Annotated in this window: 22 protein-coding genes; 15 read left to right on the top strand and 7 right to left on the bottom strand. The window is 71.9% G+C overall.

Going from position 1 to position 21,367, the window contains the following annotated elements:
* Positions 1–118: 118 nt before the first annotated feature.
* From fabG to AAW13_RS30010, 3 genes are all read left to right on the top strand, one after another.
* Positions 119–823 carry a 3-oxoacyl-[acyl-carrier-protein] reductase gene (fabG, locus tag AAW13_RS30020; RefSeq protein WP_046727987.1) on the top strand — a complete coding sequence of 235 codons (705 nt, stop codon included), beginning with the start codon at positions 119–121 and terminating at the stop codon, positions 821–823.
* A gap of 5 nt (positions 824–828) precedes the next feature.
* Positions 829–1,596, top strand: coding sequence for an enoyl-ACP reductase FabI (gene fabI, locus AAW13_RS30015; RefSeq protein WP_046727988.1), 768 nt, complete (start codon positions 829–831; stop codon positions 1,594–1,596).
* Positions 1,597–1,760: 164 nt separating this feature from the next.
* Positions 1,761–2,111 (top strand): hypothetical protein, encoded by a 351-nt coding sequence (locus AAW13_RS30010; protein WP_046727989.1) that lies wholly within the window; start codon positions 1,761–1,763, stop codon positions 2,109–2,111.
* On the opposite strand, the gene AAW13_RS30005 is transcribed toward AAW13_RS30010, so the two are convergent.
* Positions 2,089–2,781 carry a FadR/GntR family transcriptional regulator gene (locus AAW13_RS30005; RefSeq protein WP_046727990.1) on the bottom strand — a complete coding sequence of 231 codons (693 nt, stop codon included), beginning with the start codon at positions 2,779–2,781 and terminating at the stop codon, positions 2,089–2,091. The genes AAW13_RS30010 and AAW13_RS30005 overlap by 23 nt on opposite strands.
* A gap of 172 nt (positions 2,782–2,953) precedes the next feature.
* On the opposite strand from AAW13_RS30005, the gene AAW13_RS30000 reads away from it, so the two are divergent.
* From AAW13_RS30000 to AAW13_RS29990, 4 genes are all read left to right on the top strand, one after another.
* Positions 2,954–4,207, top strand: a complete 1,254-nt coding sequence (locus tag AAW13_RS30000; RefSeq protein ID WP_046727991.1) for a CynX/NimT family MFS transporter — start codon at positions 2,954–2,956, stop codon at positions 4,205–4,207.
* Between the two features lie 71 nt (positions 4,208–4,278).
* Positions 4,279–4,395: an SGM_5486 family transporter-associated protein gene (locus tag AAW13_RS47505; RefSeq protein ID WP_089107830.1), complete on the top strand. Its 117-nt coding sequence runs from the start codon at positions 4,279–4,281 to the stop codon at positions 4,393–4,395.
* 167 nt (positions 4,396–4,562) lie between these two features.
* On the top strand, positions 4,563–4,769 hold the full coding sequence (locus AAW13_RS29995) for a hypothetical protein (RefSeq protein WP_046727992.1): 207 nt from the start codon (positions 4,563–4,565) through the stop codon (positions 4,767–4,769).
* 81 nt (positions 4,770–4,850) lie between these two features.
* Positions 4,851–5,369, top strand: coding sequence for a SixA phosphatase family protein (locus tag AAW13_RS29990; RefSeq protein WP_046727993.1), 519 nt, complete (start codon positions 4,851–4,853; stop codon positions 5,367–5,369).
* A gap of 232 nt (positions 5,370–5,601) precedes the next feature.
* On the opposite strand, the gene serB is transcribed toward AAW13_RS29990, so the two are convergent.
* A complete protein-coding gene (serB, locus tag AAW13_RS29985) occupies positions 5,602–6,810 on the bottom strand; it encodes a phosphoserine phosphatase SerB (protein ID WP_046727994.1) in 1,209 nt (402 codons plus the stop codon).
* Positions 6,811–7,105: 295 nt separating this feature from the next.
* On the bottom strand, positions 7,106–9,262 hold the full coding sequence (locus AAW13_RS29980; RefSeq protein WP_046727995.1) for a streptophobe family protein: 2,157 nt from the start codon (positions 9,260–9,262) through the stop codon (positions 7,106–7,108).
* A gap of 233 nt (positions 9,263–9,495) precedes the next feature.
* Between AAW13_RS29980 and AAW13_RS29975 the strand changes: the two genes are divergently transcribed.
* Positions 9,496–12,045: an ABC transporter ATP-binding protein/permease gene (locus tag AAW13_RS29975; protein WP_240528782.1), complete on the top strand. Its 2,550-nt coding sequence runs from the start codon at positions 9,496–9,498 to the stop codon at positions 12,043–12,045.
* Between the two features lie 103 nt (positions 12,046–12,148).
* Here AAW13_RS29975 and AAW13_RS29970 read toward each other — a convergent pair whose 3' ends face one another.
* The 3 genes from AAW13_RS29970 to AAW13_RS29960 all read right to left on the bottom strand — a co-directional run bounded on the left by AAW13_RS29970 (position 12,149) and on the right by AAW13_RS29960 (position 14,998).
* Positions 12,149–12,913 (bottom strand): transglycosylase SLT domain-containing protein, encoded by a 765-nt coding sequence (locus AAW13_RS29970; protein WP_046727997.1) that lies wholly within the window; start codon positions 12,911–12,913, stop codon positions 12,149–12,151.
* A gap of 298 nt (positions 12,914–13,211) precedes the next feature.
* Entirely contained in the window at positions 13,212–14,306 is a 1,095-nt protein-coding gene (locus tag AAW13_RS29965) for an S-adenosylmethionine:tRNA ribosyltransferase-isomerase (protein WP_046727998.1), read from the bottom strand.
* Positions 14,303–14,998, bottom strand: a complete 696-nt coding sequence (locus AAW13_RS29960) for an SDR family NAD(P)-dependent oxidoreductase (protein ID WP_046727999.1) — start codon at positions 14,996–14,998, stop codon at positions 14,303–14,305. The genes AAW13_RS29965 and AAW13_RS29960 overlap by 4 nt, the downstream gene beginning before the upstream one ends.
* A 225-nt stretch (positions 14,999–15,223) precedes the next feature.
* Between AAW13_RS29960 and AAW13_RS29955 the strand changes: the two genes are divergently transcribed.
* From AAW13_RS29955 to AAW13_RS29940, 4 genes are all read left to right on the top strand, one after another.
* Complete coding sequence (locus tag AAW13_RS29955) at positions 15,224–16,369, top strand: GAF domain-containing sensor histidine kinase (protein WP_046728000.1); 1,146 nt, start codon at positions 15,224–15,226, stop codon at positions 16,367–16,369.
* On the top strand, positions 16,362–17,003 hold the full coding sequence (locus AAW13_RS29950) for a response regulator (RefSeq protein WP_046728001.1): 642 nt from the start codon (positions 16,362–16,364) through the stop codon (positions 17,001–17,003). Before AAW13_RS29955 ends, AAW13_RS29950 begins: the two co-directional genes overlap by 8 nt.
* A gap of 169 nt (positions 17,004–17,172) precedes the next feature.
* The gene (locus AAW13_RS29945) at positions 17,173–17,421 is read left to right on the top strand and encodes a chaplin (RefSeq protein ID WP_046728002.1); all 249 of its coding nucleotides are present in this window, start codon (positions 17,173–17,175) and stop codon (positions 17,419–17,421) included.
* A 205-nt stretch (positions 17,422–17,626) separates the two neighbouring features.
* Positions 17,627–17,866 carry a chaplin gene (locus tag AAW13_RS29940; protein ID WP_046728003.1) on the top strand — a complete coding sequence of 80 codons (240 nt, stop codon included), beginning with the start codon at positions 17,627–17,629 and terminating at the stop codon, positions 17,864–17,866.
* A 36-nt stretch (positions 17,867–17,902) separates the two neighbouring features.
* Here AAW13_RS29940 and AAW13_RS47080 read toward each other — a convergent pair whose 3' ends face one another.
* Positions 17,903–18,688 carry a hypothetical protein gene (locus tag AAW13_RS47080; protein ID WP_071659726.1) on the bottom strand — a complete coding sequence of 262 codons (786 nt, stop codon included), beginning with the start codon at positions 18,686–18,688 and terminating at the stop codon, positions 17,903–17,905.
* Between the two features lie 150 nt (positions 18,689–18,838).
* On the opposite strand from AAW13_RS47080, the gene AAW13_RS29930 reads away from it, so the two are divergent.
* The 3 genes from AAW13_RS29930 to AAW13_RS29920 all read left to right on the top strand — a co-directional run bounded on the left by AAW13_RS29930 (position 18,839) and on the right by AAW13_RS29920 (position 21,201).
* Positions 18,839–19,630 carry an ABC transporter ATP-binding protein gene (locus AAW13_RS29930; RefSeq protein WP_046728005.1) on the top strand — a complete coding sequence of 264 codons (792 nt, stop codon included), beginning with the start codon at positions 18,839–18,841 and terminating at the stop codon, positions 19,628–19,630.
* A gap of 61 nt (positions 19,631–19,691) precedes the next feature.
* Positions 19,692–20,123 (top strand): NfeD family protein, encoded by a 432-nt coding sequence (locus AAW13_RS29925; protein WP_046728006.1) that lies wholly within the window; start codon positions 19,692–19,694, stop codon positions 20,121–20,123.
* 130 nt (positions 20,124–20,253) lie between these two features.
* Positions 20,254–21,201 carry an SPFH domain-containing protein gene (locus tag AAW13_RS29920; RefSeq protein WP_046728007.1) on the top strand — a complete coding sequence of 316 codons (948 nt, stop codon included), beginning with the start codon at positions 20,254–20,256 and terminating at the stop codon, positions 21,199–21,201.
* The last annotated feature ends 166 nt before the right edge of the window (positions 21,202–21,367 follow it).

The following is a 21,367-nucleotide window of genomic DNA, read 5'->3' as shown; positions in this document are numbered from 1 at the left end:
CGAGCCACTGTCGGTGCCCGCTTGCCCGTCGGGATGGCCGGACCGATAGGTTTTCGATGAAGCCGCCTGTCACGCAGCTGTCCGGGCGGGTGGTCAGACCGAACGAAAGGGTGATCTGTTGAGCCGCTCGGTTCTCGTCACTGGAGGCAACCGGGGCATCGGCCTCGCCATCGCCCGTGCATTCGCCGACGCCGGCGACAAGGTGGCCATCACGTACCGCTCGGGCGAGCCGCCGGCCGGCTTCCTGGCCGTCAAGTGCGACATCACCGACTCCGAGCAGGTGGAGCAGGCCTACAAGGAGATCGAGGACGCGCACGGCCCGGTCGAGGTCCTGATCGCCAACGCCGGCATCACCAAGGACACGCTCCTGATGCGGATGTCCGAGGAGGACTTCACCTCGGTCATCGACACCAACCTCACCGGCACCTTCCGGGTGGTCAAGCGTGCCAACCGCGGCATGCTGCGGGCCAAGAAGGGCCGCGTCGTCCTCATCTCCTCGGTCGTCGGCCTCTACGGCGGCCCCGGCCAGGCCAACTACGCCGCCTCCAAGGCCGCCCTGGTCGGCTTCGCCCGGTCGCTCGCCCGGGAGCTGGGCTCGCGCAACATCACCTTCAACGTCGTCGCGCCCGGCTTCGTCGACACCGACATGACCAAGGTGCTCACCGACGAGCAGCGGGCCGGCATCGTGGCGCAGGTGCCGCTCGGCCGGTACGCGCAGCCCGAGGAGGTCGCCGCGACGGTGCGGTTCCTGGCCTCGGACGACGCCTCGTACATCACTGGAGCCGTCATCCCTGTTGACGGCGGACTGGGAATGGGTCACTGATCACCATGAGTGGAATCCTCGAGGGCAAGCGCATCCTGATCACGGGTGTGCTGATGGAGTCCTCCATCGCCTTCCACGCGGCCAAGCTGGCCCAGGAGCAGGGCGCGGAGATCATCCTCACCGCGTTCCCGCGGCCCACGCTGACCGAGCGCATCGCCAAGAAGCTCCCCAAGCCCACCAAGGTCATCGAGCTCGACGTCACCAACGACGAGCACCTCGGCCGCCTTGCCGACCTGGTCGGCGAGGAGCTCGGCGGCCTCGACGGCGTCGTGCACTCCATCGGCTTCGCCCCGCAGGACGCGCTCGGCGGCAACTTCCTGAACACGCCGTTCGAGTCCGTGGCCACCGCCATGCACGTCTCGGCGTACTCCCTGAAGTCGCTGACCATGGCCTGCCTGCCGCTGATGCAGAACGGCGGCTCGGTCGTCGGCCTCACCTTCGACGCCCAGTACGCCTGGCCGCAGTACGACTGGATGGGCCCGGCCAAGGCCGCCCTGGAGGCCACCAGCCGCTACATCGCGCGTGACCTGGGCAAGCAGAACATCCGCTGCAACCTCATCTCCGCCGGGCCGATCGGCTCCATGGCCGCCAAGTCCATCCCGGGCTTCAGCGACCTGGCCGCGGTCTGGGACCACCGCTCCCCGCTGGAGTGGGACCTCAAGGACCCGGAGCCGGCCGGCAAGGGCATCGTCGCCCTGCTGAGCGACTGGTTCCCGAAGACCACCGGCGAGATCATCCACGTGGACGGCGGTCTGCACGCCATCGGCGCCTGACCGGCGGCGTCACAGGGGCCCGTCTTCCCGCGAGGGGAGGCGGGCCTCACCCGTTCGGCCCACCGGCCGGGCCGCCGCCGCCCGTACGGCGCACCCTGGAATCGCGTCGGATCACGCGTCCACCCCGCGATGACCCTCCCCAGCCCGGCCGAGGAGGTCCTCTTGTGCGCCTGTCCCGCAGCCTGGCCCCGGCGGCCGCGGCCCTCGCCCTGGTGCTCGCCCTGCCGTACGACGCCGCGTCCCACGCGCGCGTGCCGAGCGGTCACCCACCCGCCCCGCAGCTGTTCGGCGCGTCCTGCCGGACCACCGTCCAGGGCTCCCGTGTGGTGGCCTACTGCCACAACCCCTACGTCGCCACCGACCGGGTGCAGCTGCACATCGAGTGCGCCGAGTGGTGGGACATCGACACCGACGGCGCCCCCGCCGACGCCGGCCCGGCGAGCACCGTACGGCTCTCCGGGCGCTGCTGGAAGGACGTCCGCGCGGTGTGGATCAGCCACCTGGAGGTGAGCTGAGCCGGCCCGGCCGGCACTGGAACGGGTAGCTCCCCGCCTCCTTCGCCGCCGCGTCCGCGTCGCCCGCGCGGATCGCCTCGACCAGCCGGGCGTGGTCCATGTAGGTCTCCGGGGTCAGCTCGGCACCGACGTCCGCGCGCAGCCAGTCCCGCAGCACCTCGCCCAGGTCGGCGTACATCGCCGTCATCACGTCGTTGTGCGAGGCGGCCACCACGGCGAGGTGGAAGGTCGCGTCGGCCGTCACGAACGCCTCCGTCTCGCCCGACTCCCAGGCCCGCTCGCGGCGCACCAGCAGTGCGTCCAGCTGCCTGAGGTCCTTGTCGGTGCGCCGGGCGGCGGCCAGCCGGGCCGCCGACGACTCCAGCGTGGAGCGCAGCTCCGCGATGTGCCGGGGGTCGGCGTCGGCGAACCGGCGGTGCATCACACCCGCCAGCTCACTGGTGGCCACGACGTACGTGCCGGAGCCCTGGCGGATGTCCAGCAGCCCGTTGTGCGCCAGCGCGCGGACGGCCTCCCGGACGGTGTTGCGGGCCACTCCCAGCTGCTCGACCAGTTCCGGCTCGGTGGGGATGCGCGAGCCGACCGGCCACTCGCCGGAGGCGATCTGGTTCCGCAGCTCGGCGATGACCTGCTCGGACAGCGCCGACCGGCGCGGATGGCTCAGAGGCATGGCACACCTTCGCACGCGGGGACCGGGCGAGGGCGGTCGAGCCTGCCCGGAGGTGGACAACCAATCATCCCATGATTCTATGATGGGCCTCATGGCAGGCGAGGAATCCCGCACGACAACACCGGTCCCGACACCCACGACACCCACGGCACGCACGACATCCACGGCACCCATGACCACACGCCCCCCGGCATCCGACCGGAGCCCCGCGCGCTCCCCGCGCGCGTGGACCACACGGCTCTTCGTGGTCGGCATCCTGCTGGCCGCGGTCAACCTCCGCCCCGCCATCACCAGCCTCGGCGCGCTCCTGGAGGAGGTCCGCGACGGTCTCGGCATGAGCGGCAGCGTCGCCGGACTGCTCACCTCCGTCCCCCCGCTCTGCTTCGCCGTCTTCGGGGTCATGGCCCCCCGGCTGGCCCGCCGCTTCGGACCGCCCGCGGTGGTCTGCGCCGGCATGGTGGCCATCACGGCCGGCCTGCTGATACGGCCGTACGCCGGGGGCACGGCCGGGTTCCTGGCCGGCAGCGCGCTCGCGCTGATGGGCATCGCGGTCAGCAACGTGCTGATGCCGGTCATCGTCAAGCGCTGGTTCCCCGACCGGGTCGGCTCCATGACCGGCCTGTACTCGATGGCCCTCGCCGCCGGCACCGCGATCGCCGCCGCGGTGACCGTGCCCATGACCGACGCGCTGGGCGGCGGCTGGCAGACCGGCCTGGCCGTCTGGGCGGCCCTCGCGGCGGCCGCCGTGCTGCCGTGGGCGCCGCTGGCGCGCGACCGGGGCCCGGCCACGCCGGCCGACGGGACCCGCGCGCGTGCGGAGCAGGAGCGCCCCGCGCTGCGGATCACCCGGAGCCGTACCGCCTGGGCGCTCGCCGTGTTCTTCGGGCTCCAGGCCACCGCCGCCTACATCACGATGGGCTGGATGGCCCAGATCTTCCGCGACGCCGGCGTGTCCGCCGGCACGGCCGGGCTGCTGCTCGCCGTCACCATGGTGATGGGCGTGCCGCTGGCCTTCGTCATCCCGCGGGTGGCCACCCGGCTGCCCCACCAGGGCCCGATCGTGATCGTGCTGGGCGTCTGCGGCCTCGCCGGATACGCCGGTCTGTACCTCGCGCCCGCCGCCGGCGCCTGGGCCTGGGCCCTGCTGCTCGGCGTCTCCAACTGTGCCTTCCCGCTGGCCCTCACCATGGTCGGGATGCGCTCCAGGACCGGCGCGGGGGTGGCCCAGCTGTCCGCGTTCGCCCAGAGCACCGGCTACCTCATCTCCATCCCCGGCCCGCTGCTGGTGGGCGTGCTCTACCAGAGCAGCGGCGGCTGGGGCGTGCCGATCCTGCTCATGGTCGTACTGATGGTCCCGCAGATGGCCGTCGGCTGGCTGGCGGGCCGCGACCGCACGGTGGAGGACGAGGTGAGCCCGCCGGCCTGACGACCCGCCGTGGGGGTGACCCCTGGCACCCCGCGCGGTCCGTGCCCTCCGGCAGGTGCCAGACTGGGCCCATGCCAGTGCTCGACCCGAACCCCCAGAACGGCCAGAAGAAGATGCTGATCGTCTTCGGCTCGTTCTTCGCCATCTTCATCGTCATCGCCGTCATCGCGACCCTCGCGTCCCCCTGACCACGCCCCGCCCGGCGATGGTGGGGCTAGCCCCACCATCCCCTAGGGGGTGAGGGTCAGGGTCAAGTGGGTGGGTCACCGGATGGGTCGGCGACCGTGGATTCCGTAGTTTCGAGGTGTGGCCGCGAGGGGTGGTCACCGGAAGACGGAGACCAGCGGAGGCGACCATGCCCGCCCGAACGCACACCCGGCCCCACCCGGCCACCCCGGGCAGTGTCGACATCCGGCTCCCCTGGTGGGCGCTCGCCCTGCCCGCGCTCGCCTTCGTCTCCCTGCTGCTGCTGATACTGAACCCGGCGGACGCCCACGCGGCCACCGGCGACCCGGCCGTCACCCACCTCGTCGAGCGAGTTCACGAGATCGTCTCCCGCTAGCGCGCCCGCGCTGCCGGACAGGGCGAAGCCGCATGTCAACTCCCTGCGCCCGATGGCCTGTTTCATGCGAAGCTGGGTGTCATGAGCGTCGCAGAATCCCGCAGGATCGTCTTCTTCCGCCATGCGAAAGCCGACTGGCCACAGGTGACCGACCACGAGCGACCGCTCGCTGACCGGGGCCGCACGGACGCCGCCGTCGCCGGACGCAAGCTGGCGGACAGCGGCATCACCTTCGACCTGGCCCTGTGCTCCACCTCCGTGCGCACCCGGGAGACCTGGAAGCTCGCCGTCCACGAGCTCGCGCACCGGCCGAAAACCGTCTACGAGGAGCGGGTGTACGAGGCCGCGCCGGGCGAGCTGATCGCCGTGCTCAACGAGGTGCCCGACGACGTACAGAACGTGATCCTCATCGGCCACAACCCCGGCGTGCACGGGGTGACCGAGATCCTGGCCGGCACGGCCGAGAGCGACGCCCGCGAGCGGATGAACCGCCGGGGCTTCCCCGCCGCCGCCTTCGCCGTCGTCACGTTCGAGGGCTCCTGGAAGGCCCTGGAGCCCGGCGTGGCCACGCTCGCGGACTACTGGGCGCCGTCCGAATGAGACCGGCACCCCGCCGCCGTACGACCACCTGAAGCCGACGCGACACGATCAGGGCCCGGTACCGGACCGGGACACGACAAGGGGCCCGGTGCCGGACCGGGACACCCTCAGGTCCCGGTGCCGGACCGGGAAACCGTCAGGGCGCGGTACCGGGCCGCGACACGGTCAGGGCCCGGCACCGGATCCCCGGTGCCGGGCCCCTTCGTCTCTCGTGCCCTGCTCGGCCGGGCGGTCAGCCCTCGTCCTGGGTGTCCGCCGCCTCCACCTCTTCGCGGGTGACTCCCAGCAGATACAGGACCGTGTCCAGGAACGGGAAGTTCACCGCCGTGTGCGCGGCCTCGCGCACCACCGGCTTTGCGTTGAAGGCGACCCCGAGCCCCGCCGCGTTCAGCATGTCCAGGTCGTTCGCACCGTCACCGATGGCCACCGTCTGCGACAGCGGCACACCCGCCTCGGCCGCGAACCGGCGCAGCAGCCGTGCCTTGCCCGCCCGGTCCACGATCTCGCCGGTCACCCGGCCGGTCAGCTTCCCGTCGACGATCTCCAGCGTGTTGGCCTGGGCGAAGTCCAGCCCCAGCCGCTCCCGCAGATCGTCGGTGACCTGGGTGAATCCGCCCGAGACCACCCCGACTTGGTAGCCGAGCCGCTTCAGCGTACGGATCAGGGTCCGCGCACCCGGGGTCAGCCGCACCTCGGCGCGTACCTTCTGCACGACGGACTGGTCCAGCCCCTTCAGCAGCGCCACGCGCGCGTGCAGCGACTGCTCGAAGTCCAGCTCGCCGCGCATCGCGGCCGCCGTCACCTCGGCGACCTTGTCCTCACAGCCGGCGTGGGCGGCGAAGAGCTCGATCACCTCGTCCTGGATGAGCGTCGAGTCCACGTCCATCACGACCAGCCGCTGGGCCCGCCGGTGCAGGCCCGCCGCGACGACCGCGATGTCCACGCCCAGTTCGGCCGCGTCGGAGGCCAGGGCGGTGCGCAGCGGCTCGGTCTCGACGCCGGACACCGCGAACTCGACCGCCGTCACCGGGTACTTGGCGAGCCGGAAGATACGGTCGATGTTGCCGCCGGTCTTGGCGATCCGGGCCGCGATGGCGGCCGTCGACTCGGCGGTCAGGGGATGGCCGAGGACGGTGACCAGGGAACGGCCGAGACCACGCGGGCGGTTGTCGCCGTGGCCGGAGATGATCTCCGCCTGCATCTTCATCGACTCGGCCCAGCTGTGCACGGTCGCCCTGAGGTCGCCCTCAAGACCCGCCGGGGGCTGGGTCACGAGCGCGCACAGCACCAGGCGGCCTCGCGTCACGACCTGCTCGATGTCGACCACGTCGACCATGTACGCGGCAAGGGTGTCGAAGAGGCCGGCCGTGATGCCCGGCCTGTCCTTGCCGAAAATCTTGACGAGGAGAGTGGGGACCTCGGAGGTCTGCGGATCGCTCATGGTGTGACAACCGTAACCGGCACGCAGTGCCTGCGGCGCAGGTGGTCCGCCTGACGGACACGGAACAATAGGTGTCGGGCCGGTGTCGGACGCTTTGCTTCCGGGCGACGGGCGAACGTGCGTGCGATGTCCGCGGGTCGCGGCCCACCGGCCTCCGCCGTGCCGTCACCCACGGTCCGGGGCCCGGTCACGCACAGTGCGGGCACCGCGTGCGCGCCGTGCACGAGCTCGGCCCGAGCCGCCCCCGTCCCGCCCGTGCCTCGTGGGCGCCCCCAGAGCGTCGCGCACGCCGTACTCATCGTTTCGGCCGCCTGGGCGGAGGCGGAGACGGGGGAGGGGGTGGAGGCGGTGGGGGCGGTCCGGTGTTCGGGCCGTCCGGGGCGCCGTCGCCCCGGCGTGGTGCCGGACGGGGCCGTGGGGAGCGGGGCGGGGGACCGAGCGGCCGGGCCATCGTGGGAGCGCCGTACACATCGCCCGACCCGGGCGGTACGTCGGAGGAGTCCCCGCCGGTCCCCGGCCGCGTCTCCTCCGAGGGCCGGTGGCTGTCCGCCTGCGGGGCGTCGGCCGGTCCCGGTGCGGCGGGCGATCCCCAGCGCCCTGGCGCGGCCGGAGCGGCCGGAGAGGCCGGAGAGGCCGCTCCCGGCTCAGGGCCCCGGCCTCCGGACGCCGGACGATCGTAGGGGCCGGGCCGTCGCGCGGCGCCGTACCCCGGCCCGGCCCCCGCGCCCCGCTCCGGCTCGCGAGGTGCCCGCTGCCACTCGGGCCAGGCCCCCCGGCCGTCTCCGCTCTCCCGCAGCCCGTCCGGCACACGGAGGTAGGGGTTGGTGCCCGGATTCGGCGGGCGGTAGGGGCTGCCCGGCGCGTACGGCCCCGCCGTCCCGCCGCCGGGCCCGCCCGGAGCCCCGGCCGCCTCCGGGTACGCCGTCCCGGTGCCGGCCAGGCCCGCTCCGCCGGGCTCCGCGTTCCCCAGGGCCAGTGGTGCCGCCCGCGACCCCGCCGCCCCGGTCGCCCAGGCCAGCAGCCCTCCCGCCGCTCCCGCGGCCGCGCCCCAGGCCGCCCCGAGGAGCAGTGCCGTCCCCAACTGCCCGTGCAGTTCGATCCCGGCACCGAACGCGTCGAAGCCCAGCACCGACAGCGAGGCGTCCACCGAGACGCCCGTCAGCCAGGCCAGCAGCGGGAGCGTCAGCGCGGTCGCGATCCCCAACCGCACGGCACACCGCCCGGCGAACCCGAGCGCACCCCGGCCCGCGCCTCCCTCCCATCCCGCAGCGGCCCCCTGCTCCACGACCTCCACGACCCCTCGTCCCACGGAGTCCCGTCCGAGCCGCGTCCGCCCCACCGGTGTCCGTACCGCCGTGAAGACCCCCGTCAGCAGCATCAGCAGCGCCGCCGCGACCCCCAGCAGCCATACCCTGCCGTCCAGTTCGGCCAGGTGCCCCAGGGTCACCGACCGGCCGGAGCCCGAGGTGAGGAAGTCGTCCAGGGGATGGGGCAGGAACGCGGTCAGGACGCCCGTCGCCCTGCCGTCGAAGGGGACGAGGAGGCCGATCGGGACGCCGAGCCAGACGCCGTTCGGGGCGCCGAGCAGTGCCGCTCCCGCGACGCGCGCCGGATGCGGGTCGCCGACGGCCGCGTAGGCCGCCGCCGCCCACCCCGCCGCCACGGCCACCAGCAGGACCGTCACCAGCGCCGAGGCGGCCGGACGTACCACCCGGTGCACAGCCTCCCAACCGCGCGGCAGCGGGGTCCGGCGCGACGCCAGCAGGGCGATCAGCAGGATGCCGGCGCACCACGCGAGGCCCCCGGTCAGCGTCGCCGCCGTGTCCACGCGGAACCCGACCGCCGCGTCGGCCTTCACCAGGTCGCCGAGGCGGTCCGGGAGCAGCCCGCCGACATCCCCGATGCCGGGGATGTTCAGGCCGCCACCGCCACCGCCTCCGGCCGCTCCCGTCAGGCCGTCCAGCCCGAGCGCGCCGCCGTCGATGGTCACGACCGAGTGCCCCGCCCACGCCAGTCCGCCCAGCGTCGCCACGAAGAGCACGACCACCGAGCCCGCGCGGGCCAGCAGTTCGGCGGGTGCGACGACAACTCCGGCCGTGCGCAGGGACCGTAAGAAGAACCATGACAAAAGGAGCGCACCGACCAGGCTCACGCCCAGTGGCGTGATCTCGATGGCTGTCGTCGCTTGCGCACCCTTCAGCCCGAAAGCGGACAGATCTCCGTTCGGTGTGACCGAACCACCCGCCCCGAGTGCCACAACCGCCGCTGTCATCGGGCCCAGAGAGCCCGCCGCGTCGGCCCGCAGCAGATGCAGACCGAGCGCCGCCGTGCCCGCCATGCCGATCAACGCCCAGCTCACCGCGGCGATCGCGGACAGCAGGATATCGACCCACGGCAGCCGTGCGCCGCCGCGCGCGCTCTCGACTCCGGTGCCGGACGTGCCAGAACCCATGGCAGACCCCCCGATCCGCGGAACGCCCCGGGCTGCCCCGTCGCGCTTGTCCTCCTCGCGTGGATTACCACTCTCCGGCCCGGTTTCAACCCCGTCAACGGAAAGAGTCGAAGCGCTCGTACGAGGCCTCCACAAGGCCCGACTTTCGGTCAGAGGGCGGAGCCTGAAATAGTTCCCGACGATGTTCGACATCCCTAGACTCCCTGTGATGGGGGTAACTCGGGGGACTACTCATGGGGCTTGGAGTGCCGGAACTCGTACTGGAATCAAACGGACGTACCTGGACGCTCGAACCGTCCAGGTCATACACCCTCGGACGCGATCCGCAGGGGGACATCGTGTTCGACGACGCCAGGGTCTCCTGGCGGCACGCCACGATCAGCTTCGACGGCCGTAGTTGGGTCATCGAGGACCACGGCAGTACCAACGGCACCTTCGTGCAGAGCCAGCGGATCCAGCGCATGGAGATCGGCCCGGGCTCGGCCGTGCACCTCGGCAACGCGAACGACGGACCGCGCCTGGGGCTCTCCGGCGCCGCGACCGCCGTCGCACCGCCGCGGCAGCAGGCCGCGCCGCAGGCCGCCGCGCCGGCGGCGCAGCCGTACGCGGCGCAGGGTGCGGGCTGGTCCCAGCCGCCCGCGTCACGGCAGGAAGCCGCACAACAGGGCTGGCAGCAGGCCTCGTCGGGGATCCCGCAGCAGCAGGGCGCCCCGGCCGCGGCCTCCGGTGGTGGCGCGGGGGCGCCGCCGGCCTACGGCGACCGCAGCCCGACCACGTTCCACCAGTTCTCCATCGGCCGGGTGATGCGCATCGGCCGTGCCCTGGAGAACGAACTCGTGGTGTCCGACCTCCAGGTCTCCCGCCACCACGCCGAGTTCCACTCCACGCCCGACGGCCGTATGGAGATCCGCGACCTCGGCTCGCACAACGGCACGTACGTCAACGGTCAGCCGATCGCCAAGGGCGGCAGCGCCCTGCTCGGCCCGAACGACATCGTCGGCGTCGGCCACTCCACGTTCCGGATCGTCGGCGACCGGCTGGAGGAGTTCGTCGACACCGGTGAGGTCTCCTTCTCCGCACGCCACTTGACCGTCACCGTCGACGGCGGCAAGCAGATCCTCAAGGACGTCTCCTTCGGTGTCCCGGAGAAGTCCCTGATCGCGGTCATCGGTCCGTCGGGCTCCGGCAAGTCCACCCTGCTCAAGGCGCTCACCGGCTACCGGCCCGCCAACGAGGGCGAGGTGCTGTACGACAACCGGAACCTGTACAAGCAGTTCGCCGAGCTGCGCCAGCGCATCGGTCTGGTCCCGCAGGACGACATCCTGCACAAGGAGCTGACCGTCAAGAGAGCCCTCAAGTACGCGGCCAAGCTGCGTTTTCCCGCCGACACCACCGGCCAGGAGCGCGACGACCGCATCGAGGAGGTGCTGCGCGAGCTGAAGCTCGACATCCACAAGGACAAGAAGGTCACCTCCCTGTCCGGCGGCCAGCGCAAGCGGGTCTCGGTCGCCCTGGAACTGCTCACCAAGCCGTCGCTGATCTTCCTCGACGAGCCCACCTCGGGCCTCGACCCGGGCATGGACCGCGATGTCATGCAGCTGCTGCGCGGCCTCGCCGACGACGGCCGCACGGTCCTCGTGGTCACCCACTCGGTGGCCGAGCTGGCGCTGTGCGACAAGCTGCTGGTGATGGCGCCGGGCGGTGCCGTCGCCTACTTCGGCCCGCCCGAGGAGGCGCTGAACTTCTTCGGCTACGACACCTGGGCCGACGTCTTCTCCGCCTTCGAGAACTACCGCGACTACGACTGGGCGGGACGCTGGAAGGGCTCCCAGCACTACCAGATGTACGCCGCGGACATCGACGCCATAGCCCCGCAGGCCGTACAGATGCCACCCATGCAGGTGATGAAGCCGAAGAAGCCGCAGAGCTGGGGTTCGCAGCTGCTGACCCTGGTGCGGCGGTACGCGGCGGTCATCGCCTCCGACAAGGGGTTCCTGGCGCTGACGGTGATCCTGCCGGCGGTGCTCGGCGCGGTCAGCCTGCTGATCGACAGCGACAAGACCCTGCTGGTCAACCCGGTCAACCACAAGACCGGCATCCCCGTGCCCAACGGCACGGCGACCACGGTCCTGCTGATCCTCGCGGTCGGCGCCTGTTTCGCGGGCGCCGCGAACTCCGTCCGTGAGCTGATCAAGGAACGGGTCATCTACGAGCGGGAGCGCGCGGTCGGCCTGTCCCGGTCGGCGTACCTGATGTCCAAGGTGGTCGTGCTCGGCGTGATCACCGTGCTACAGGGCCTGATGGTCGGCCTGATCGGGTTCTCCAGCCGCACGATCCCCGACCAGGGCGTGGTCCTCGGCCACTCCGTCCTGTTCGAGCTGTGCATCCCGATCATGGGGCTCGGCTTCACCTCGATGATGTTCGGCCTGGTCATCTCCTCGCTGGTGAAGACGTCCGAGAAGACCATGCCGCTGCTGGTGATGTTCGCGATCATCCAGGTGGTGTTCACCGGCTGCCTGTTCACCCTGAACGGCGCGGTCGGGGCCAACCAGCTCTCGTTCCTGATGCCGTCCCGCTGGGCGGTGGGTGCCGCCGGCGCCACGCTGGACTTCAACAACATCGCGCCCAACACGGACGACCCGACCAGCAAGGACCCGCTGTGGGCGCACACGGCCGGCGCCTGGACCATGGACATGGTCGTGCTGCTCGTCCTCGGCGTGGTCTGCGGCTTCCTGGTGGCCCGCTTCCTGCGCCGTCACGAGCCCGAGGTCATGCGCAAGTAGGGCCGCGGCGGTCGCGCGGCGGCCCCGCGTGAGACGCCGAAGGGCGGCACCCCGCAGTGGGGTGCCGCCCTTCGGCGCGTCGGTGCTGAGGTCCGCGCCTGCCTCAGTACGCGCTGTTGACGTTGTCGATCGAGCCGTACCGGTGGGCCGCGTAGTTGGCGGCGGCGGTGATGTTGGCGACCGGGTTGTAGATGTCCCAGGACGTGCCGGCGACGTGGTAGGTGCTGAAGGTCGGCGGGATCACCTGGAGCAGGCCCTTGGAGGGGATGCCGTTGATGGCGTTGATGTCCCAGTTGTTGATGGCCATCGGGTTGCCGGAGGACTCCCGCATGATGTTGCGGTGCAGGCCGCTGTAGGAGCCGGGGATGCCCTTGGCCTTCATGATGTCGAGGGCCTGGCGGATCCAGCCGTCGAGGTTGTTGCCGTAGGTCTTCGCGACGACCTGCTGGACCTGCGGGCGCTGCGCGGCCCGGCTCGCGGCCTGCTGGGCGGCGCGTGCCTTGGCGGCCTTGGTCGCGGCGGCCTGCTTCGCCGCCTGGGCGGCGACGTGCTTCACGTGGGCCGCGTGGGCCTGCTTCACGTGGGCGACGTGCAGGGTGTGGGCGCCGGCCGCCTTCTGCTTGGCGGCGATGGCCTCGACCTTGAGGTTCTGGAGGGCGAGCTGGTCGGTGACCGAGCCCTTGACGTCCTTGATCTGCTCGGTGCCGTAGACCACCTTGGCCGCGGTCTCGGGGGACCCGGTCACGGTCGTGTCCGCACTGCTGGGCACGGCGGAGAAGGCGATGGAGGCGGCGCCGAGGGCGGCGACACCGGCGAGCGCGATCTTGTGATGCTTGGTCAGCGCGGGACTGTGGGTGTTCTTGGGCATGGCAGTGGACCTCTTCGAATAGCGCGGAGGTCGCTCGGTGTCCGCGGGAGGAGACCGGCTCCTCCTGCACGAACACCGCGGGGAGAACCCGCGGTGCTGAGCGACGGCAGCCATTCTTAGCGGCCGCAAAATGCCGAGGCAAAGGTGTGACGTACGACCTGAGGTAGTAGGGCCCGGAAGGGCAAAACGGGACAGACTGGGCTGTCTGTCCCGTTCGCGTGCGGGGTGTATATCTCCTATGTCCGTTCGTACGTGATGTGCGCCCTATGTGCGGCCTCACATCGGACCTACAGGTTTCTCACCATGAGTTGCTGTCGCAATGCTCTGCGTGAGGCCTCTCCTCCGGGAGGATGAGGTGCACGTCCCCGAACTCGTGCCACAGGTAGAGCCCGCGCAGCGCCTCCTCGTAGCTGCGGTCGACCGCAGGCCGCCCCGCCACCGCCTCCAGCATCAGCAGATGCGAGGCCTCGGGCTCGTGCAGCCCGGTCAGCAGCCCGTCCACCACCCGCACCCCGCGCTCCGGCGTCACGACGAGCTCCGTCCAGCCCCGGGCCGCCCGCACCACCCCGTCCGCCCCGGCCGCCGACTCCACGGCCCGTACGGCGGTCGTCCCGACCGCCACCACCCGCCCCGCGCCCGCCTTCACCGCGTTGATCAGCCGGGCCGACTCCGCCGGCACGGCGAACCGCTCCGCGTACGGCGGCTCGTGCGCCTCCGCCGACGACACCCCCGTGTGCAGCGTGACCGGCGCGAACTGCACCCCCCGGCTCACCAGCTCCGCCACCGTCCGCGCGGTGAAGGGCCGCGCCGCGCTCGGCATCTCCGCACTCCCCGCCCCGTCGGCGTACGGCAGCGCGAACACCGTCTGGTAGACGGACAGCGGCTGGTCCCGCTCCGTGTAGGAGTACCGGACGGGCCGCCCGTGCTCCCGCAGCACCCCGCGTACGTCCGCCGTCGTCCGCGCCCACCACAGCCGCTCGCCCCGTGCGCTCAGCGGCTCCTCCAGGACCAGCAGCCCGCCGCCCGGCAGCCGTACCTCGCTCCCCGCGTGCGTACTCGTACGCGCGCGTGTGGTCCCTCTCCCGTCCGGTTCCCGCAGTTCGACCGCCCACCGGCCGTCCCCGTGCGCCGCGTCCCCGCGCGTGGAGAAGTGCACCACCACGCGCGCGTGCCCGACCCGCCCGTCCACGGCGGCCGCCAGCGTCGGCGAGGTGTTCACCACCAGCAGGTCCCCGGCCCGCAGCAGACCGGGCAGCTCGGCGAAGCCGTGGTGCGACACCGCCGTGCCACGTGACACCAGCAGCCGTACGGCGTCCCGGTCGAGCCCCGGCCCCCGCTGCTCGGCCGGCACCCGCGCGGACAGCTCCTCCGGCACCCTCAGCACGGTCGTCATTGCCCCTCCACCAGGGCGGGCGCCCCGTACCGGCCACTGGCCGGCCGCTCGTCGAGCAGCCGCAGGAACGCCGGTACGACCGCCTCCGGCGCCGGCCGCGGACCGTCGTCGTCCGGTACGGCCGCCGTGTACAGCTCCGTCGCCATGTCCCCGGGATCCACCGCCCACACCCGCAGCCCCGGCTCCTCCACGCCGAGCACCGCCGCCAGCTGGTCCAGGGCCGCCTTCGAGGCGCCGTAGCCGCCCCAGGTCTCGTACGCCTCGGAACCCGCGTCCGAGCTGACCGCGACCACCGCCCCCACCGGTGACTCCCGCAGCAGCGGCAGCGCCTCCTGGACCAGGCCCAGCGCCGCCACCACGTTCACCTCCAGCGCCCGCCGCAGCCCCGCCAGGGGCAGCTCACCGAGGCGCACCAGCGGCTCGGCGCCCAGCGCGCTGGCATTGCTCACCACCAGGTCCACCCCGCCCAGCGCCCGCGCGGCGGCCACCAGCTCCGCCCGGTGCCCGGCGTCCGTGACGTCCCCGGACAGCGGCGCCACCCGCACCCCGTGCCCCGCCAGGGCCTCCGCCGCCTCCTTCAGGTGCCCGGCACCCCTGGCGTCGAGCACCAGGTCCCAGCCCCGCGCCGCCAGCGCCTCGGCCAGCGCCCGCCCCAGCCCCTTCGAGGCCCCCGTGATGATCGCTACCGGCATGACAACCGTCCCCTCGGCTCCGTCCGCCCTGGTCGGCGGTGACCCCAACGTAGGAACGGGCCCGCCCCGGCCGCCTCGGACGCGGGCCGCATCCGCACGGGGTCCTTCGGACTAAGCCGACGGACGGGGCCCCGCGCCCTAGGACCCCGGGCCTACGCCCACCGGCCCGGACGCTGCCCCCATCGCCCGATCCCCGGTGTCGGACCCCGCCGGTACCGTGAGGGCATGAGTCACGGTCCCCGGTCCGGCCTCGCCGCGGTGAGTGCCGCGCTGCTGGCCATGAGCAGGCATCTGGAGGTGCGCGACGTCCTCAAGACGATCGTCGCCTCCGCCCGCGAGCTGCTCGACGCGCAGTACGCCGCCCTAGGGGTCCCCGACGACCACGGCGGCTTCGCCCAGTTCGTCGTCGACGGCGTCACCGACGCGCAGTGGAAGGCCATCGGCCCGCTCCCGCGCCAGCACGGCATCCTCGCCGCCATGCTCCACGAGGCGAAGGCCGAGCGGCTGGCCGACGTCCGCGAGGATCCCCGCTTCGAGGGCTGGCCCTCCGCCCACCCCGAGATGTCCGACTTCCTGGGACTGCCGATCCGCGACGGCGACGAGGTCATCGGTGCGCTGTTCCTGGCCAACAAGAACTGCGAGAAGCCCGAGGGCGGCTGCGGCTTCACCGCCGAGGACGAGGAACTGCTCTCCATCCTCGCCCAGCACGCGGCCATCGCCCTCACCAACGCCCGGCTCTACGAGCGCAGCCGCGAACTGACCATCGCCGAGGAACGCTCCCGGCTCGCCCACGAACTCCATGACGCGGTCAGCCAGAAGCTGTTCTCCCTGCGCCTCACCGCCCAGGCCGCCGCCGCCCTGGTCGACCGCGATCCGGGCCGCGCCAAGGGCGAGTTGCAGCAGGTGGCCGCGCTGGCCGCCGAGGCCGCCGACGAACTACGCGCCGCCGTCGTCGAGTTGCGGCCCGCCGCCCTCGACGAGGACGGCCTGATCGCCACCCTGCGCACCCAGGTCCAGGTCCTCGACCGTGCCCACACCGCGCGCGTGACCTTCACCGCCGGCGGCTTCCGCGCCCTGCCCGCCGCGCAGGAGGAGGCCCTGCTCCGGGTGGCCCAGGAAGCACTGCACAACGCACTGCGGCACGCCGGCGCCGAGCACGTCGACGTGACCGTGAACCGGCGCGGCGGCGGCGCCGTGCTGCGGGTCACCGACGACGGCACCGGCTTCGACCCGCACCTCACCCGCCGTGCCGGACGCCACCTCGGCCTGGTCTCCATGCGGGACCGCGCGGACGGCGTCGGCGGCACCCTGACCGTGGAATCGGCGCCCGGCAAGGGCACCGCGATCGAGCTGGAGGTCCCCGGTGGCTGACGTAATCAGGGTGCTCCTGGTCGACGACCACCAGGTCGTCCGACGGGGCCTGCGCACCTTCCTGGAGGTGCAGGACGACATCGAGGTCGTGGGTGAGGCGGCCGACGGTGCCGAAGGGGTCGAACGCGCCCAGGAACTGGCCCCCGACGTCGTCCTCATGGACATCAAGATGCCCGGCATGGACGGCGTGGACGCCCTGCGCAGGCTCCGTGAACTCGACAGCCCCGCGCGCGTGCTGATCGTCACCAGCTTCACCGAACAGCGCACGGTGGTCCCGGCCCTGCGCGCCGGCGCCGCCGGGTACGTCTACAAGGACGTCGATCCCGACGCGCTCGCCACCGCCATCCGCTCGGTGCACGCCGGGCACGTCCTGCTCCAGCCCGAGGTGGCCGGCGCCCTGCTCTCCCAGGAGGAGGCCAACTCCGGCCAGGGCCGGGGCGGCTCGCTCACCGAGCGGGAGCGCGAGGTGCTCGGGCTGATCGCCGACGGCCGCTCCAACCGTGAGATAGCCCGTGCCCTGGTGCTGTCCGAGAAGACCGTCAAGACGCACGTCTCGAACATCCTGATGAAGCTCGACCTCGCCGACCGCACCCAGGCCGCCCTGTGGGCCGTTCGCCATGGCGTGACCGGCTGATACGCCCTCCGCAACGCTTCACCGACGGCAACATGGAGGGTCGCCTTCCGGGCTGAGATTCATACCGTCGTGGGAATGTCACCCGGACGGCGCATCCTCTCCCAGCCGCCGCCGTTCTTCAGTGCGTGCCGCGGCGACCGCCGTGGCGATCGCCAAGGAGGCTCAAGAAGTGAAGAACCTGAAGAAGGCAGCGGCCGTGACGATGGTGGCCGGCGGGATCGTGGCCGCGGGTGCGGGAATGGCCTCCGCCCACACCGGCGGCTCCCACGCCGACGGCCGCGCCCAGGGCTCTCCCGGCGTCGTCTCCGGCAACGTCATCCAGGCCCCGGTGCACGTCCCCGTCAACGTCGTCGGCAACAGCGTGAACGTCATCGGCGTGCTGAACCCCGCCTTCGGCAACCTCGGCCTCAACCACTGAGACCGCGCCGCACCCGCGGCAGCGACCTCCGGCCTCTCCGGGTGCTCCCGGGGAGGCCGGTCGGCTTTTCCGCCCGATGATCTTTTCCGCCCAATGATCCGAACGGGCAGTCACGCGCCCCGGTCCGTGCCACCGGGGCCCCGCCGGCGTTGATCAGGTATGGCCCACGGTCGGGCCGGACCCGCACAAGGAGGAACCTTTTCCCATGAACATCGCCAAGAAGGCCGCCGTCGCCATGACCGTCGCCGGTATCGCAGCGGGTGCCTCCGCCGGTGCCGCCTTCGCCGACGCCACCGCCACGGGTGACGCCGCGAACTCCCCGGGCGTCGTCTCCGGCAACGTGATCGAGGTCCCGGTCAACGTCCCGGTCAACGCCAGCGGCCTCTCCGTCAACGTGATCGGCCTGCTGAACCCGGCGTTCGGCAACCACGCCACCAACAAGTAGCGCGGGAAGGTCTGGGGGCGGCAGCCCCCAGACCGCCTAGCGGCCCCGCTCCCGCTCCTCCACGACGGAGTTGTACGCCGCGACCAGGGCCCGCCGGGCCGTCCGCTCCACCGGCCGCAACGCGGCTCCCCGCGCCGCCATCTCCGAGGCGCTCACCGCACCCCCGTGCCCGTTCTCGTACGCCAGCGAGACCAGCAGCCCCACCCGCTGCGCCAGCTCCAGCACCCGCACCGCCCGCGGCGGATACCCCGGCGCCAGCACCTCCCGCCCCTGTTCGGCCCGCGCCCGGTACGCGTCGATCGCCGCCTCCGCCACCGGCCCGGACCCGGCGACGTCCAGCTTCGACAGCACCTCGGTCGCGTCCCGCAGCGCCTCCGCCAGCTCCCGCTCCGCCTCCCCGAGCGACGGCACGTCGGCCGGCGGCGCCTCCCGTACCGGCAGCACGTGCCAGACCACCTCGACATGCACGTCACCGGCCGGCCCGGCTTCGTACACCTCGGGCACCAAGCCGAACGCGGCGCCGTGGCAGACCACCGCCTCCTCCGCCTCCAGCGCCCGCGCGTTGAACTCCGGCGGCCCGCTCAGCCCCAGCGGATGCCCAGGGGCCGGCAGCGCGACCCGCAGCGCGGTCGCCCCGAGCGCCCGCAGCCGCCCCAGCGCGAGAGTGAGCCCGACCGGAGCCGGCTCACCCGGCAGCCCCTCCACCCGGTGCACCGCGTCCTCGCCGACGATGGCGAGCACGGCGTCATCCGGAGAGACAAGTCCGGCCAATAGGGCATTTCCCCAAGCGGCGAGGCGTCCTGAACGCGGTTCCGTGAGCATGCCCCCACCCTAAGGACCGGACCGATGGATCGGAGCGCCGCACTCGTGGCGTAGATTTCATAAGGGCTGCGCCCACCGGTGCCGCCGCCCGAGCCACAGGCGTACGCGACAGCCGAGACCGGCCACACTGCAAGGGGAGACAACGCGCTCATGAGCGATGTTCTGGAGCTTCAGGACGTATCCGTGGTCCGGGAGGGCCGGGCTCTGGTGGAGCAGGTCTCCTGGTCGGTGAAGGAGGGCGAGCGCTGGGTCATCCTCGGCCCCAACGGCGCCGGCAAGACCACCCTCCTGAACATCGCCTCCAGCTACCTCTACCCCAGCAAGGGCACCGCCACCATCCTCGGCGACACCCTCGGCCGGGTCGACGTCTTCGACCTGCGCCCCCGCATCGGCGTGGCCGGCATCGCGATGGCCGAGAAGCTCCCCAAGCGCCAGACCGTCCTGGAGACCGTGCTCACCGCCGCCTACGGCATGACCGCCCACTGGCAGGAGGAGTACGACGAGGTCGACGAGCAACGCGCCCGCGCCTTCCTCGACCGCCTCGGCATGACCGACTACGTCGACCGGAAGTTCGGCACCCTCTCCGAGGGCGAGCGCAAGCGCACCCTGATCGCCCGCGCCCTGATGACCGACCCCGAACTGCTGCTCCTCGACGAGCCCGCCGCGGGCCTCGACCTCGGCGGCCGCGAGGACCTGGTCCGCCGCCTCGGCCGGCTCGCCCGCGACCCGATCGCCCCCTCCATGATCATGGTCACCCACCATGTCGAGGAGATCGCCCCGGGCTTCACCCACGTCCTGATGATCCGCCAGGGCAAGGTACTCACCGCCGGCCCGCTGGAGCTCGAACTCACCTCCCGCAACCTCTCCCTCTGCTTCGGCCTCCCGCTCGTCGTCGAACAGCTCGGCGACCGCTGGACCGCCCACGGACTGCCCCTGTCCTGACGGGCGTTGACGCGGCAAAGCACCCTGTCGGGTTCGGCACCCCCGGCCCTACCATGACAATGTGAACAACATCGACGCATGGGTGTGGTGGCTCGTCGTCGCAGCCGCGCTCGGCATCCCGCTCGTGGTGACCGCGATGCCGGAGTTCGGCATGTTCGCGGTCGGCGCCGTGGCCGCCGCAGGCACCGCCGGACTCGGCGCGGGCGTCGTGCTCCAGGTACTCGTCTTCGTCGTCGTCTCCGTCGCCCTGATCGCCGTCGTACGGCCCATCGCGAACCGGCACGCCCTCCAGCGTCCTGGACTCGCCACCGGCGTCGACGCGCTGAAGGGCAAGCAGGCCGTCGTCCTCGAACGCGTCGACGGCGCGGACGGACGGATCAAGCTCGCCGGCGAGATCTGGTCGGCCCGCTCCCTCCACCCGGACCGTGCCTACGAAGTGGGACAGGAAGTGGATGTCGTGGAGATCGAGGGGGCCACGGCGATAGTCATCTGACCTCGTAAGACTCAACTGAACAGAAGAGTCCCCGAGTTGCGCGTGCGTCTGTCAGACTCATCCAGCAAGATCTTCAACAACCATAAGATCTGCCGAAGCGCCGAGGCGGAGAAGGGTACGGGGAGCGACGATGGAACCGGTCATCATCGTCCTGGTCATTCTGGTGGTGTTGGTCTTCATCGCCTTGATCAAGACGATCCAAGTCATCCCACAGGCGAGCGCCGCCATCGTGGAGCGCTTCGGCCGCTACACGCGGACTCTGAACGCCGGCCTGAACATCGTGGTCCCGTTCATAGACACCATCCGCAACCGCATCGACCTGCGTGAACAGGTCGTACCGTTCCCGCCGCAGCCGGTGATCACCCAGGACAACCTGGTCGTGAACATCGACACGGTCATCTACTACCAGGTCACCGACGCCCGTGCGGCCACCTACGAGGTCGCCAGCTACATCCAGGCCATCGAGCAGCTGACCGTCACCACGCTCCGCAACATCATCGGCGGCATGGACCTGGAACGCACCCTGACCTCCCGTGAGGAGATCAACGCGGCCCTGCGCGGCGTCCTCGACGAGGCCACCGGCAAGTGGGGCATCCGCGTCAACCGCGTCGAACTCAAGGCGATCGAACCGCCGACCTCCATCCAGGACTCGATGGAGAAGCAGATGCGCGCCGACCGTGACAAGCGCGCCGCGATCCTCACCGCGGAAGGCACCCGCCAGGCCGCCATCCTCACCGCCGAGGGCGAGAAGCAGTCCCAGATCCTGCGCGCCGAGGGTGAGGCCAAGGCGGCGGCGCTCCGCGCGGAGGGCGAGGCCCAGGCGGTCCGTACGGTCTTCGAGGCGATCCACGCCGGCGACCCGGACCAGAAGCTCCTCTCCTACCAGTACCTCCAGATGCTCCCGAAGATCGCCGAGGGCGACGCCAACAAGCTCTGGATCGTCCCCAGCGAGATCGGCGACGCCCTCAAGGGCCTCTCCGGCGCCATGGGCAACTTCGGCCCCCTGGGCGGCGGCTCGGGCGGCGGCGGCCACAACATCCCGGCCCAGGAACGCCGCGAGAAGCCGAACATCGACTAGGGCGCCCCAGAAACAGAGGTTCCCCGCGCCCACGTAAGGGGCGCGGGGCTCCGTTCGACGTGCGGCTCTGCCGCGCGGGCGCGATCAGCCGACCACGGACCCGTACTCGCGCGACAAGCTCAGCCGCGCGGACGCCTAGGCAGTTTCGTTTGGATCACCGGGCGGA

The organism is Streptomyces humi (assembly GCF_001005085.2).
Lineage (GTDB): Bacteria > Actinomycetota > Actinomycetes > Streptomycetales > Streptomycetaceae > Streptomyces > Streptomyces humi.
This window is presented reverse-complemented; position numbering and strand designations above follow the sequence as displayed.

Coding starts and splice junctions, on each gene's coding strand:
- fabI (WP_046727988.1), top strand. CDS start 829: ATGAGTGGAATCCTCGAGGGCAAGCGCATCCTGATCACGGGTGTGCTG.
- AAW13_RS30005 (WP_046727990.1), bottom strand. CDS start 2,781: ATGCCTCTGAGCCATCCGCGCCGGTCGGCGCTGTCCGAGCAGGTCATC.
- AAW13_RS30000 (WP_046727991.1), top strand. CDS start 2,954: ATGACCACACGCCCCCCGGCATCCGACCGGAGCCCCGCGCGCTCCCCG.
- AAW13_RS47505 (WP_089107830.1), top strand. CDS start 4,279: ATGCCAGTGCTCGACCCGAACCCCCAGAACGGCCAGAAGAAGATGCTG.
- AAW13_RS29995 (WP_046727992.1), top strand. CDS start 4,563: ATGCCCGCCCGAACGCACACCCGGCCCCACCCGGCCACCCCGGGCAGT.
- AAW13_RS29990 (WP_046727993.1), top strand. CDS start 4,851: ATGAGCGTCGCAGAATCCCGCAGGATCGTCTTCTTCCGCCATGCGAAA.
- serB (WP_046727994.1), bottom strand. CDS start 6,810: ATGAGCGATCCGCAGACCTCCGAGGTCCCCACTCTCCTCGTCAAGATT.
- AAW13_RS29980 (WP_046727995.1), bottom strand. CDS start 9,262: ATGGGTTCTGGCACGTCCGGCACCGGAGTCGAGAGCGCGCGCGGCGGC.
- AAW13_RS29975 (WP_240528782.1), top strand. CDS start 9,496: ATGGGGCTTGGAGTGCCGGAACTCGTACTGGAATCAAACGGACGTACC.
- AAW13_RS29970 (WP_046727997.1), bottom strand. CDS start 12,913: ATGCCCAAGAACACCCACAGTCCCGCGCTGACCAAGCATCACAAGATC.
- AAW13_RS29965 (WP_046727998.1), bottom strand. CDS start 14,306: ATGACGACCGTGCTGAGGGTGCCGGAGGAGCTGTCCGCGCGGGTGCCG.
- AAW13_RS29960 (WP_046727999.1), bottom strand. CDS start 14,998: ATGCCGGTAGCGATCATCACGGGGGCCTCGAAGGGGCTGGGGCGGGCG.
- AAW13_RS29955 (WP_046728000.1), top strand. CDS start 15,224: ATGAGTCACGGTCCCCGGTCCGGCCTCGCCGCGGTGAGTGCCGCGCTG.
- AAW13_RS29940 (WP_046728003.1), top strand. CDS start 17,627: ATGAACATCGCCAAGAAGGCCGCCGTCGCCATGACCGTCGCCGGTATC.
- AAW13_RS47080 (WP_071659726.1), bottom strand. CDS start 18,688: ATGCTCACGGAACCGCGTTCAGGACGCCTCGCCGCTTGGGGAAATGCC.
- AAW13_RS29930 (WP_046728005.1), top strand. CDS start 18,839: ATGAGCGATGTTCTGGAGCTTCAGGACGTATCCGTGGTCCGGGAGGGC.
- AAW13_RS29920 (WP_046728007.1), top strand. CDS start 20,254: ATGGAACCGGTCATCATCGTCCTGGTCATTCTGGTGGTGTTGGTCTTC.